Genomic DNA, 13,482 nt, shown 5'->3' on the forward strand with positions numbered 1-13,482 from the left:
AAAGAGAATAAAAATTTAATAATAGAAATTAGAGTCATAGTTCCACGTGGAACAATTTCAAATTATCTTCCCATATATACCAGCAAAACTGAAACATCGTTTGGACTTACTCCGCTTATTCTTGATGCCTGAGAAACTGAAGTAGGCTGAATCTTGTTCAGTTTTTCCCGTGCTTCAAAAGACATAGATTTTATCTTGGAATAATCAAAATTCTTCGGAATTTTCATATCCTCAAGTCGGTTGAGCTTATCTGCATTATTCTTTTCCTTTTCTATATATCCTGAGTACTTCACCTGAATTTCTGTTTGTTCCAGCTCCTCTTCGTTAAGATCATGCTCCTGAATATACTCTTCAACCCCGGGAAAATATCGAATATCGGACATAGCTATATTAGGCCTTGAAAAGATCTTGAAAATCTTATCACTTTGCTTCATTAAAGCTGAACTATTGTCTTCAAGAACCGGATTAGAATATTCGGGAGTTACACTTTGCTCCTTTAAAAAAGTAACAAACTCCATAGACTTTTTCTTTTTCTCTTCCATGCGAAACATTCGCTTTTCAGAAGCAAGACCTAAATTATAAGAGCGTTCTGTTAAACGAAAATCAGCATTATCCTGTCTCAGCAAAGTTCTGTATTCTGCTCTCGACGTAAACATTCGATACGGCTCCTCTGTTCCCTTTGTGATTAAATCGTCGATTAAAACACCAATGTAAGCTTCATTCCTTTGTATTATGAATTCCTCTCTTTCCTGTACTTTTAAAGCCGCATTTATTCCTGCCATTAATCCCTGGCAAGCTGCTTCTTCATATCCTGTCGTACCATTAATTTGTCCTGCAAAGTATAAACCTTCAACCAATTTTGTCTCGAGTGTATGCTTTAATTGAGTAGGCGGAAAATAATCATATTCGATCGCATACCCCGGACGAAAGAATTTTACATTCTCAAAACCCCCAACAGATTTTAATGCTTTAAATTGTACATCTTCCGGTAATGAAGTAGAGAAGCCATTTACATAAACCTCGACAGTATTCCATCCTTCTGGTTCCACAAAAAGCTGATGCCGATCCTTATCTGCAAAACGATTTATTTTATCTTCTATAGAAGGACAATACCTTGGACCAATGCTTTTAATTCTTCCGTTAAACATAGGTGATCTGTCAAAACCTTCTTTTAAAATTTCATGAACTTCATTAGAAGTATAAGTCATATGACAAGACCTCTGTTTTTGCAGCGGCTTTGTTTCATCCAAATAAGAGAACTTACCAGGATTTTCATCCCCTGGCTGCTCCACCATTTTTGAATAGTCCAAAGACCTTCCGTCTACACGAGGAGGTGTTCCGGTTTTCATTCTGCCAGCTTCAAATCCTGCTTCAATAAGATCTTTTGTTATACCGGTAGCAGCTCTCTCCCCTGCTCTTCCTCCACCAAAATTTTTATCCCCTATATGAATAAGCCCATTTAAAAAAGTTCCGTTAGTACATACTACAGACTTTCCTTTTATTTCAAGTCCAAGGGAAGTTTTAACTCCTGTTACTTTTCCATTTTCTATTATTAAACCAGCAACCATTTCCTGGTAAAAATCCAGATTCGCAGTTTGTTCCAATCTTATCCGCCAGTCTTCAGAAAAACGCATTCTATCGCTCTGCACCCTTGGACTCCACATCGCAGGTCCTTTTGATTTATTAAGCATCTTAAACTGAATCGCGCTGGTGTCACTAACCAATCCGCTATAGCCGCCAAGAGCATCAATCTCCCTTAAAATTTGTCCTTTAGCGATCCCGCCCATTGCAGGATTACAACTCATTTGCGCAATATTCTGCAAATTCATTGTTACAAGAAGAGTTTTGCAACCCAAATTAGCAGCAGAAGCCGCAGCCTCACTCCCTGCGTGACCCGCTCCAACAACTATAACATCATATTCCTTTTCAAACATTCAATTTCTTCTTTTTACAGTTATTGTTCCACGTGGAACAATTCCATTTTTTCGTTTTCTTTTTGTCGCATCAAAGCGCTTTCACTTTCAGATTTATCCTTATATCCACAAAGATGCAACACCCCGTGTATAATAACTCTTTTTAATTCCTCATCAAAATCTACATTATAATCCATGGCATTTTCAGCTACCCTGTCGGTGCTAATGAATATATCTCCTCCCAATAAATTACCTACTGTATTATCAAAACTAATGATATCAGTAAAAGTGTCGTGGTTCAAATATTGTAAATTGATCTTATGGAGATATTCATCATTACAAAAAATAAAACTGATTTCGTCAAGCTTCTTTTCTTCAGAATAAATTACTTTCTCAATCCATCTAGAAAAATCATTCTCATTCTCCAGTTCGAAATCATTTTCTCCGTAAAAATTAATCACTCCCTCCATCAAAATATTGCTTTACTTTTACCTTGTAAATTTGCCGCAAAGGTAAGATTTGTCGATTTAAAATTTCTGTGGAATTAAAATATTCTTTTGCCTTAAGATTTTGATCTTTAGCGTCATTATTGAACTCCCTGATATTACTTTCTGAAGTCCTTTTATTATCCTCCCCCTGTTGTAGTTTGGCATCCTGGAACTTCATTAATTCATGTTCCAAATTCAACATTCTCTCAAGGTTTTGAGGATCAAACTTTTTTTCCAGAAGTTGTTCTTCCAGTTCTTCCATGTCTTTCCTCAACTTATCTCCATTCCCGTTATTCCCTTCTTCTTCCAATAACCTTTCCAGATTTTCCCGCAACTCCATTTGCTGCTTATAAATCTCAAAAAGATCACCGTTCATTCCTTCGCCTCCTTCACCATTACTCTGCTGCCCTTCTCCTTCCTTTTGACCTTTTTGTTCCCCTTTCATACCTTCCTTCATCTCCCCCATCAAATCCTGCTGTTTCTTGATAATGTCCATCAATTGCATTTCTTCTCCGCCTTTACCCTTTCCCATTTTCGGATTTGCCTGTTGCTGCATTCCCAAAAGAATCTGACTTAAAAGATAAGCGAGGTTGTTGGACCTGGTAACCACATATTGTTGACTCGCTGTACCCTGAGAAATCTGATTTTCAGATAAACGCTCTAAAGCTTTGTCGATATCATATTCTATATCTGTTAAGTTTGAGGTGATTTCCTCATTAATCATAGGATTTTTTAAAGCCAGTGTATAGAGGCTGTCGTCAATATGATTGAAATGTTCACGTAAAACATTTTGCCTTTTTAGCCTCGCTGCATAAACAGGATTATCCTGATCTATCTCCTGAAAATTATTAAGAAGGTTCTCCTGTTCAAAAGAAAAAGTGACCAGGTTATCCAGAATCTGCCGTAATGTATTAATATCAGCATCTAACTGTTCGCCTTCCTGCTGCATACTTTGCATCTGCATCTTTTGGCTCATCTCCTGCATTTTCTTAGCAGCATTTTTCTGCTTTTCCTTTGCGTTTTCTTTATTTCCCTGTTCTAATTCTTCAGAAGCTTCCTTCTGTTCCTTTTGAATGCTTTCTTCATCCACTTCTTCCCTTCCCAATTCTTTAGGAGATTTTAAGGCTTCATTGTCTTTTTCCAATTGATCCATTTCTTCCCGAAACTCTTCAAATTTTTTGGAGATTTCTTCCTGCGCCTCTGCACTGTTCTCCTCACTCTCTGCTAAACTTTCCTGCTCTTCGGCGAGTTTTTCCAAATCCCTACTCAACTTTTGCTTCTTTTCCTCTACATAATATTGTTTGGTAAGTTCAAGCAACTGTTCCAGGTTTCGTTTTTGATTCTGATTTTGCTTCGATAATTGCTCCAGCTTTTGTCCCAGCTCTTCACGATTAATTTTCTCTGAAATTTCCTCAAGTTCTTTTAAAAGTTGCTCATTTCTTTGAAGCCGTTCTTCATTTTTATCTGTTCTTCGCTCCAGTTCCTGCCGAAAATTGTCATTTTTATCATCTGTCTTTTCCAGGCTCTTTTTTAGCTTTTTAGAATAGTTTTGCATTAACTCCGATTGCCTTTTTTGCCTGTTGATGAAATCTTCGATTTTCTTCCGCTGATTATAATCTAACTTTTCATTCTCCTTCTGAAGTCTTGAAATTTCTTCCAAGTCCTGTTCAGACTTTTCCATTTTCTCCAGCCCCTGAGACAAATTTTCAATGGACTTTCCTTGATTTTGAAGTTTTTCAGCTTCAATTTCCTCCAAAGAGCGTTCTCTGTAGGAAAAAACTTCACTCTTAGTACTTTTAGCCCCATTTATAGCATCATTATCATAAACTCTGAAGTAGTAATGATAGTCAGTACCTTTTTCCAGACCTATCTCTCCTGGAAAAGTGAGCAGGAATTCATCGAAATTCTGAGAGGAGGTCGAAATTTGCCAATTTTCGGCCTCCTCTTCTTTTCCCTCTTTGTAATAGACAAGTTCAAGTCTGGAGAGTCCGTAATCGTCAGAAATCCTTCCGCGTAAATAACGGGTGGTATTGTTTAGGCTGTCAATTTTCTGCTCTACCTCTATTTCCGGATACTCATCTTTAATAACTTCAATTCTATACTGAAGTTTTTCGTAATCATTTATCTGTTCATTCGATGTACTCAGTTCGTACGGAAAATCAGAAAAAACCTGCTGATTATAATCAAAGACTGGTTTCAATGAAGAAACAGAGACCACGGTATCTGCGTATTCCAGGTTAACCTGCTTTGTGTTTCTCGTATTAAATTTCCAACTGATTTTAGTTCCTTCAGGAATACTAGCATTGCCAGTTCCGGCAATAATTTCATCCCTTTTTCCTGTATAAGCAGGATAGTCCATCGCCATATCAAAATTCAGCAACTTTGGAACTTCTATTACTTCAACTTCATAAGTTGGTGATTTAACTCCATTACTGGAAATATGAAAATTGAAATTTTCACTCAATCTCTTAAAAGTAAATTCGAACAATCCGGGAGTTTCAGATTTGAGAAAATAGGTTTGATCATTAAAATGAATAGAAACATTTTCGGGTATCACTTTCCCGGTAGTTTCCACCACCAAACGCAAATCCTTATCCTCTTCCACCTTTAGATTCTTATTTTGAATATGGAATAGAAATGGTGCCGGCGGTTCGTAGGCGGTATTGTAATTACTTACCCGCGCATAACTTTCAGAAAAAAATGAAGAATTGCCGGTAAAAAGTAATGCCAGTACAATTACAACCGGAAAAATGGCAAATTTCGCATACCTCAAACTACTCTTATAATTTACTGCAGAAGTAAACGGAACAGGCTGAAGATCTTTGGCCTTTTGATCTATACTCGCCAACAGAAGATCGGACTGGCTGGAATTTTCTTTAAGCTGAAGTACATTAAGAAGTTTATCATTCACTTCAGGAAAGTGCCGGCCTATAAGCCTGGATGCCTCAATTTTATTTAAACCTTCAGAAAGTTTAAGTAATTTAAAAAGCGGAATGAGAATAAATTTGGCAAGCAAAAGTGCTTCAACGGCAATAAAAAGCCAGAATAATACCGCTCTTCCGAAGCTATTGAGCCAGAAGAAATATTCTATCCCAAGGATAAGCAAAAAATAAAGAAGACCAACCGTAACAAAAAGAATAGCACCCTTCAGTAATAAATTGAAATAATACTTACGTATAAAACCCTCCAGCTTCTCCTGTATCTTCTTAAAATGATCCATCTTCCATCCTACTGTTTATACAACAAAATTACAATAAATTTAGATCAATTAATTCAACCTGAATATCTTATGAATTTTACAGCAAAACTCAAATTCCAAATGATTTAGGATTGCATAATTAAGGTTGTATCTTTGCTGTTAAAATCTAATTCTATGGCCACTAAAGTGCGTGTACGTTTTGCTCCCAGTCCAACAGGACCTCTACATATAGGCGGGGTGAGAACAGCTTTATTTAATTATTTATTTGCAAAAAAACATAAAGGTGATTTTCTTCTTCGCATTGAAGATACAGATCAAAACCGATATGTTGAAGGTGCTGAAGATTATATTGTTGAAGCCTTAAACTGGTGCGGAATTCCGTTTGATGAAGGTCCCGGCAAAGAAGGCGATTTTGGTCCTTACCGCCAGAGTGAGCGGAAAGAAATGTATAAAGAATATGCTGAAAAGCTGATAGCTTCCGGAAACGCATACTATGCTTTTGATACTGCTGAAGCGCTTGATGATCATAGAAAAGACCATGAAGCCAAAGGAAAAACCTTTATTTACAACTGGCATAACAGGGAAAAACTGTCAAATTCTATCTCACTTTCAGAAAAAGAAATTCAGGAAAAACTGGATGCGGACGAGCCTTTTGTGGTACGTTTTAAATCTCCTGAAAATGAGACTTTGCATATAAAAGATGAGATTCGAGGTGCAATGGAGATAGACACCAGCATTTTAGATGATAAAGTTTTGTACAAGAGTGATGGCATGCCCACTTATCACCTGGCAAATATTGTGGACGATCATTTAATGGAAATTACTCATGTAATTAGAGGTGAAGAATGGTTACCGTCCCTGGCTTTACATATAATGTTATATCGCGCCTTTGGCTGGCAGGCTCCTGTTTTTGCGCATTTACCACTTATTCTAAAGCCACAGGGAAAAGGTAAACTGAGTAAACGTGACGGTGATAAAATGGGATTCCCCGTATTTCCACTGGAATGGAAAGATCCTAAGTCTGGTGAAATCTCTTCAGGATATCGGGAAGAAGGATATTTCCCCGAAGCAGTGACCAATATGCTCGCCTTTTTAGGCTGGAATCCGGGTACCGAAAGGGAGTTCTTTAAGATTGATGAACTGGTAGAAGCTTTTGAGCTTTCCCGTGTACATAAAGGAGGAGCAAAATTTGATCCTGAAAAGACAAAATGGTTTCAGCAACATTACCTTCAGGAAGCAGATAATACCTTTTTAGCTTCTGAATTTCAGAAGTTACTCAAGAAAAAAGGATTTTCTCCGGAAGAAGATTATGTAAAAAATGTGGTGAATCTTATAAAAGAACGCGCTGTTTTTGTTGAGGATTTATGGGAGCAGGGACATTTCTTTTTTACCTCCCCTACTTCCTACGATCCTAAGAATTCTAAAAAAGCCTGGAAAGAAGATACCGGCGCTTTAATGGAAGAACTTATTCCTGTACTGGAAAATACTGAAGACTGGACATCTGGAAATATTCAGGAAACCGTAAAGGAATGGATTGGGCAAAAAGAAGTCGGTTTTGGAAAAGTGATGCAGCCTTTCCGTCTTGCCCTGGTAGGTGCAATGCAGGGACCAGACCTTTATGTGATCGCTGAATTTATTGGAAAAGAAGAAACAATTACCAGAATTCAAAAAGCAATTTCCACACTGGAATAAAAATTTTTCAAAAATTAAGAAGCGTCTCGACTCCGCTCGACGCAACATATTTGGAACCCGGACTAATAATCCGGGTTTCTTATTCACTTTTTTTGCCACTGCACAGTCAGCCTTTATTTACTATCTTACAGAGATAATTTCTAATTCTTACAAATAATGGCGGGCTACATTTTATTACCCTTACTTGGACTAATTGTTCTTGTAATCATCTTTTCAGGAGTATTTACCGTAAAACAACAATCTGCAGCAATTCTGGAACGTTTCGGAAGGTTTTTAAGTATAAAAAATTCCGGTCTGCACTTCAAAATTCCAATTATCGACCGTATTGCCGGCAGGATAAACCTGAAGGTGCAACAATTGGACGTACTTGTAGAAACAAAGACAAAAGATAATGTTTTCGTTAAGCTGAAGATTTCGGTACAGTTTCAGGTAGTAAAGTCAAACGTATATGACGCGTTTTACAAGCTCGAAAGTCCGCACGACCAGATAACAGCTTATGTTTTTGACGTTGTGCGCGCAGAAGTACCTAAAATGAAGCTGGATGACGTTTTTGAGCGTAAAGATGACATAGCAGTTGCCGTAAACCGGGAATTGAACCAGGCGATGCAGGATTATGGGTATGATATTATTAAAACTTTGGTGACAGATATAGATCCCGATGTTCAGGTTAAAGCCGCAATGAACCGTATAAATGCTGCGGAAAGGGAAAAAGTAGCAGCGGAATTTGTAGCTGAAGCAGACAGGATAAAGATAGTTGCAAAAGCTCGTGCAGAAGCAGAGAGCAAACGCTTGCAGGGCCAGGGAATTGCAGACCAGCGGCGTGAAATTGCCCGCGGACTTGAAGAAAGCGTAGATGTTTTGAACAATGTTGGGATAAATTCTCAGGAAGCATCTGCCCTTATCGTGGTGACACAACATTACGACACTTTACAAGCCATTGGAGAACAAACCAATAGTAATCTTATTTTATTACCGAATTCGCCGCAGGCTGGTAGCGAAATGCTGAACAATATGGTTGCCTCATTTACTGCCTCTAATCAGATAGGCGAAGCAATGAAGGAAAAGAACAAGGAAAATTTAAAGAAATCTACAGATACAGATACCATTTACCGGGAAACGGAAGATGATGAGGAGGATAATCAATCCTAGGTGATCGCTACCATAGAAAGAAAAGTTCAAAACCAGAAAAGCCTCTGAAAAGAAAATCAGAGGCTTTTTTATATTCTAGTTTTTGTTCAGCTGTTTTATTATTTCTTTGAACTGGCAACCAATTTCTTAATCCCGAACATTTTGGAAAGCGCCTTCAAAATAAGAGCTTTTTGTATCATAGATCCAAACAGATCACTTCCAAGTGCGGCAGGAGAAATATTAGATTTCACCTGATCTACACTGAGCTTTACTTCTTCCTTATCAATATCTGTCTGAAGTTTTAATATTTTTAAATCTCTGTCTATCTGATCGTAAGAAGTATATTTCTTTCCCATAATAGGTTATTTAAAAAAGGATTCAGACGCTTTAGTTAAAATCACCCGTCCAATCTTCTTTCTTAGAAGTACTATAAGAATTACCAGCAAAACGTAAAATCCACCTACAATCCAGTAACCTGCACTGGGGGAATCAATTGCTACACTTATAGCAATAGCGCCTGCAATTGAAATAAAAATTAAAGCGAAAACACCGAAAAATAAAATGAGTAAAAGATTCACAACAGCTGTGACTCCTTTTACTCCTCCTTTAAAGGCTTTAAGTTTATAGTACTCAGCATTGCTATCTGCAAAAGACCGGGCATCTTTCTTAAGTTCCTCTATACTGTCGCTTAATTTTTCAAATGCCATAAGCTAATTATACTACGGCTTTTCCAGTGGTACCTCCTCCTACTGCGGAATCTCCGGCTTTAACATGACTCGAAGTATCTGAACTACTACTTTTAGCATCCTTCTGCAACCTAGCATTTTGTTTTCTTAATTCTTCAAGTTTTGATTCCATTGCAGATAAGATATCATCTGCCTTATAACTGGCTGAAGAAAGAGTTTCTTCAAGTCGGGTTTCAAAATCAGTGCGAGCTTTTTTTGCTTTTTCTGTTAAATTAGAAGAAGTCTCTTTATATCGTTTATTTAGATCCTTTTGAGCTTTTTCAGCATCTTTTTTAATCTTCTTTCTGGTTTCTTCCCCACTTCCGGGAGCATACAACAATCCTACTCCTGCTCCAATAGCAGCTCCTGTAATTAATGCGAGTAAAGTGCTTCCTGTATTTGCCATAGTTCTTGTGTTGATTTAGTTATTACTTAACACAAAGATAGGATATAAGCCATCCTTACCCTGTTAATAACCGGTTAATATGTATATTTCCTTTGCTAAAGTCTTCTTAAAACCAGGCCCTTGGGATAAGTTTAATCACCCGACTTCTTAGCCCAGGAATCACGTAGGGTGACGGTTCTATTAAAAATAAGCTTTTGTTTTGTTGATTCTTTATCCACACAAAAATAACCTATACGCTGGAACTGAACTTTTTCTTCCACACCGGCTTCCTGCAAACTTGGTTCCAGGTAACCTTTGATAACCTGTAACGATTCCGGATTAATGAGATCTACAAAATCCTTCTCTTTATCAGCATCTGGTGTTTCTTCAGAAAAAAGACGATCATAAAGCCTAACTTCAGCTTCAATAGCGTGTTTTACAGAAACCCAGTGTAGTGTTCCCTTTACCTTCCGAAGTGATTCGGGGCTACCGCTTCCGCTTTTACTTTTAGGATCATAAGTACAATGAATTTCCACAATATTACCATTATCATCTTTAATAACTTCTTCACCTTTGATGATATAAGCGTTTTTAAGCCTCACTTCCTTCCCTAATGTAAGCCTGAAGAATTTGCGGTTAGCGCTTTCCTTAAAATCTTCCTGCTCAACATAAAGCTCCCTCGAAAATGGCAATTTTCGTGTACCTGCACTCTCATCTTCAGGATTATTTTCTGCTTCCAGCCATTCTTCCTTCCCTTCCTCGTAATTGGTAATCACAAGTTTTACGGGATCTAAAACGGCCATCACACGTGGTGCAGTTTTATTTAAATCTTCTCTGGCACAAAACTCCAGGTGGGCAACATCAATTATATTTTCGCGCTTCCCTACTCCAATAGATTCAGCAAAATTGCGAATAGAATCAGGTGTATATCCTCTTCTTCTTAAACCTGAAATAGTCGGCATTCTTGGATCATCCCAGGATTTTACCACTCCTTTTTCTACAAGCTGCAACAATTTTCTCTTGCTAACTACAGTATGACTTAAATTTCTACGGGCAAATTCTCTTTGTTTAGGTTTAAGTTCTCCTGGTTTACTCACTTTCTCCACAAACCAATTATATAATTCCCTGTGCGGAAGAAATTCCAGCGTACAGAATGAATGGGATACCCGCTCGATGAAATCGCTTTCACCATGCGCCCAGTCGTACATAGGATAGATTTTCCAGGAATCTTTTGTACGATGGTGATTCTTATGTAAAATCCTATACATCACGGGATCTCGCATTAACATATTTGGAGAAGCCATATCTATTTTAGCCCGTAAAACGTGAGCACCTTCAGCTGTTTGGCCATTCTTCATTTGTTCAAACAACTCGAGATTCTCTTCTACGGAACGGTTTCGGTATGGGCTTTCCTTTCCAGGCTCTGTTGGTGTACCTTTTTGTTCAGCAATAGCTTCTGAAGCCTGACTGTCTACGTAAGCGTGACCTTCTTTAATAAGTTCAACCGCCCAGTCATAAAGCTGCTGAAAATAATCTGAAGCATAACATTCCTTTGCCCATTTAAAGCCTAACCATTCTACATCCCGCTTTATGGCATCTACAAATTCCTGTTCTTCCTTAATAGGATTGGTATCGTCAAAACGTAGATTAACAGGAGCATTATATTTCTCCCCCAACCCAAAATTAAGACAAATGGACGAGGCATGGCCTATATGCAAGTATCCATTGGGTTCTGGTGGAAAACGAAATTTCAGATCTTCTTTTTTATATTCAGATTTTAGATCTTCTTCTATAATTTGCTCAATAAAGTTGAGGGATCTTTTTGCTTCAGACATAGTTGTATATAAATAATGAGCAAAGTTACCAAAAATAAGATGTCCACGAATATTCGGGAAGGATAAGAATATATTATTTTCTTAAATTTTATCAGAATTAAAGAACCAAAATCATAGCAGAAATATCTTCAGCAGTTATATTTGTAAAAAAACAGAGGTGGGAAAAATAAAGCTTAAAAATATTAGAGTATTTGCTTATCACGGTTGTCTGGTCGAAGAAGGGAAAATAGGAAGCGATTACCGGGTAGATTTAAGCGTAAAAGGAGATTTATCCCGTTCTTCCATAACTGATGATCTTGGTGACACTATAGATTATGTGCACTTAAATAAAATTGTAAAAGAAGAAATGGCCATACGGTCCAAACTACTTGAAAATGTGGCAGAAAGGATTATCAACCGAACGCTTAAGGAAATTTTGCTTGTGCAAAAGGTAAAAGTTGAAGTTTCTAAAATTAACCCACCAATTGGCGGAAATGTGGCGATGGTAACAGTTAGCAGGACTAAATCCCGTTAGATATTAGTTTTAGAACTTAAATTTTTATTACATTTGCCATCCAGAAAATGGCATCGTGGCCGAGTGGCTAGGCAGAGCTCTGCAAAAGCTTGTACAGCGGTTCGAATCCGCTCGATGCCTCCAGAAAGCTTCCTTTTAACCGAGGGAGCTTTTTTGTTTTATAATACTTCTGGTACTAAACATCTAAATGTTTTGTAATGATATCCCGAAAATTGCCATTTTCGGCAATAGTTTCGATCTGATCCTTAATTTCACCGGCCTGATCTGGAAAAGCTCCCTGGAAAATAAGAATCCCACCAAAGAAAACAAGTAAAACACTAATGCCCCGCTTCATAAAATAAATACGGTTAGGAGTTAACTGGTGGTTCAGCTTTTTTGCCAGAAGAATTTTAAGGATATCAATAATTAAATATGTTCCCAAAACAGAAGAGAAAAAAATGATAATCCTGTTGGTTTCCATGTTCATTTTTGGTGTAAAAACAATGACCAGGCCCAGCCAGAAGCCCAAAACCCCCACATTTATAAAATTAAGTAAGAAACCTTTGGCTGCCAGGCCTAAATAATCACTTTTACTGAGTTTTCTAATTTCAGGAGTTTCTTCTTCCTCCCTTTGAAAAACTTTTTTTGTCCGAATAAAACTCATCAGGCCATAGGTAGTAAGAATAGCACCACCAAATACAAAAAGGGCGGGATCATCTTTGATGCTATTGAGCAGTTTACTGGTACTGAAGTATGCAATAAAAATAAAGACTATATCGGCCAATAAAACTCCGAAATCCAATGCCAGGGCAGCCCGGAAACCTTTTAAAGCCGCAGTTTCCAGTAATACGAAGAAAACGGGTCCAAACAAAAAAGCCAGAAAAAGACCTAATGGTAAACCTGCTAATATATCTTGTAACATAATATCAATATGTTCCGCAAACTAAAGCTTTAGTTTTTTCTTATAATTTTTCCACCAAGTAGTGTTTGCTTATCTATAACTTGAGGATCACCGTAAACGTTCACAGTTCCTCCTGCCCTCACCTTGGCCGTAACTTTATTTGAGGCGTAAATATCTCCTACCCCGCCGGCGCTAATCTCAACTTCTACATTTTCAGATTTGAGATTTCTTCCGTAAAACTTTCCTCCTGCCCTAACGGTGATTTCCTGGGAATTGGCTTTACCTTCAACATCTATTTCTCCTCCTGTAAAAGCTCGTGCAATCAAATTCTCAACATCAACATCAACAAAAATTAAAGATCCTTCCTGTACCTGTAATTCTAATTCCTGTTGTTCTATTTTGCCCTCTACACGTATTACTGAGCTTTGGAAAGAATTCAGTTTTTTTAAGTCACTGTAATAAATTTGAATCCTGGTATTGTCACGTTTCCAAATATTATCCAGTCTCATTTTCACCTTAAGAACTCCATCTTCAGCAGTGATTGTAACATCTTCCTTACTCTCCCCGTCTACAACCGCTTTATTAGTATCAGCACGAATGAGTTCAACTTCTAATCCGTTATAAACTTTAACTTCGGAAAAATTCTCTAATTCCTGAGTAATTTCCTGCGCTGAGATTATATTACTTAACAGCAAAAACAGAAAAGTGATCTTCTTCATTCAA

Annotated in this window: 12 protein-coding genes and 1 tRNA gene; 4 read left to right on the forward strand and 9 right to left on the reverse strand. The window is 37.6% G+C overall.

Going from position 1 to position 13,482, the window contains the following annotated elements:
* Window positions 1-62: 62 nt before the first annotated feature.
* Genes mnmG through RM545_RS11090 form a run of 3 tightly spaced genes read right to left on the reverse strand, consistent with a single transcriptional unit; the run spans window position 63 to window position 5,621 of the window.
* On the reverse strand, window positions 63-1,934 hold the full coding sequence (gene mnmG / locus RM545_RS11080; protein ID WP_311495344.1) for a tRNA uridine-5-carboxymethylaminomethyl(34) synthesis enzyme MnmG: 1,872 nt from the start codon (window positions 1,932-1,934) through the stop codon (window positions 63-65).
* A gap of 20 nt (window positions 1,935-1,954) precedes the next feature.
* Window positions 1,955-2,374 carry an rRNA maturation RNase YbeY gene (ybeY, locus tag RM545_RS11085; RefSeq protein WP_311495386.1) on the reverse strand — a complete coding sequence of 140 codons (420 nt, stop codon included), beginning with the start codon at window positions 2,372-2,374 and terminating at the stop codon, window positions 1,955-1,957.
* Window positions 2,367-5,621 (reverse strand): DUF4175 family protein, encoded by a 3,255-nt coding sequence (locus RM545_RS11090; protein WP_311495345.1) that lies wholly within the window; start codon window positions 5,619-5,621, stop codon window positions 2,367-2,369. The genes ybeY and RM545_RS11090 overlap by 8 nt, the downstream gene beginning before the upstream one ends.
* A gap of 153 nt (window positions 5,622-5,774) precedes the next feature.
* On the opposite strand from RM545_RS11090, the gene gltX reads away from it, so the two are divergent.
* Together gltX and RM545_RS11100 are read left to right on the forward strand one after the other, a co-directional pair.
* Entirely contained in the window at window positions 5,775-7,292 is a 1,518-nt protein-coding gene (gene gltX, locus RM545_RS11095; RefSeq protein ID WP_311495346.1) for a glutamate--tRNA ligase, read from the forward strand.
* A 156-nt stretch (window positions 7,293-7,448) separates the two neighbouring features.
* Window positions 7,449-8,441, forward strand: a complete 993-nt coding sequence (locus tag RM545_RS11100) for an SPFH domain-containing protein (RefSeq protein ID WP_311495347.1) — start codon at window positions 7,449-7,451, stop codon at window positions 8,439-8,441.
* 98 nt (window positions 8,442-8,539) lie between these two features.
* Here the strand turns inward: RM545_RS11100 and RM545_RS11105 are convergent, their stop codons facing one another.
* The 4 genes from RM545_RS11105 to RM545_RS11120 form a co-directional block, all read right to left on the reverse strand.
* On the reverse strand, window positions 8,540-8,776 hold the full coding sequence (locus tag RM545_RS11105; RefSeq protein WP_311495348.1) for a DUF6327 family protein: 237 nt from the start codon (window positions 8,774-8,776) through the stop codon (window positions 8,540-8,542).
* A 6-nt stretch (window positions 8,777-8,782) separates the two neighbouring features.
* Entirely contained in the window at window positions 8,783-9,127 is a 345-nt protein-coding gene (locus RM545_RS11110; RefSeq protein ID WP_311495349.1) for a hypothetical protein, read from the reverse strand.
* A gap of 7 nt (window positions 9,128-9,134) precedes the next feature.
* The gene (locus RM545_RS11115; RefSeq protein ID WP_311495350.1) at window positions 9,135-9,551 is read right to left on the reverse strand and encodes a YtxH domain-containing protein; all 417 of its coding nucleotides are present in this window, start codon (window positions 9,549-9,551) and stop codon (window positions 9,135-9,137) included.
* A gap of 131 nt (window positions 9,552-9,682) precedes the next feature.
* The gene (locus RM545_RS11120) at window positions 9,683-11,365 is read right to left on the reverse strand and encodes a glutamine--tRNA ligase/YqeY domain fusion protein (protein ID WP_311495351.1); all 1,683 of its coding nucleotides are present in this window, start codon (window positions 11,363-11,365) and stop codon (window positions 9,683-9,685) included.
* Between the two features lie 157 nt (window positions 11,366-11,522).
* Here RM545_RS11120 and folB point away from each other — a divergent pair, with 157 nt between their 5' ends.
* Together folB and RM545_RS11130 are read left to right on the forward strand one after the other, a co-directional pair.
* Entirely contained in the window at window positions 11,523-11,879 is a 357-nt protein-coding gene (folB, locus tag RM545_RS11125) for a dihydroneopterin aldolase (RefSeq protein ID WP_311495352.1), read from the forward strand.
* Window positions 11,880-11,928: 49 nt separating this feature from the next.
* Window positions 11,929-12,002: transfer RNA gene (locus RM545_RS11130), tRNA-Cys, on the forward strand.
* 52 nt (window positions 12,003-12,054) lie between these two features.
* Here the strand turns inward: RM545_RS11130 and RM545_RS11135 are convergent.
* Together RM545_RS11135 and RM545_RS11140 are read right to left on the reverse strand one after the other, a co-directional pair.
* Entirely contained in the window at window positions 12,055-12,780 is a 726-nt protein-coding gene (locus tag RM545_RS11135; protein WP_311495353.1) for a LysE family translocator, read from the reverse strand.
* 29 nt (window positions 12,781-12,809) lie between these two features.
* Window positions 12,810-13,478, reverse strand: coding sequence for a head GIN domain-containing protein (locus tag RM545_RS11140; RefSeq protein ID WP_311495354.1), 669 nt, complete (start codon window positions 13,476-13,478; stop codon window positions 12,810-12,812).
* Window positions 13,479-13,482: the final 4 nt, after the last annotated feature.

The organism is Autumnicola lenta, assembly GCF_031846515.1.
Taxonomy (GTDB): Bacteria; Bacteroidota; Bacteroidia; order Flavobacteriales; family Flavobacteriaceae; genus Autumnicola; species Autumnicola lenta.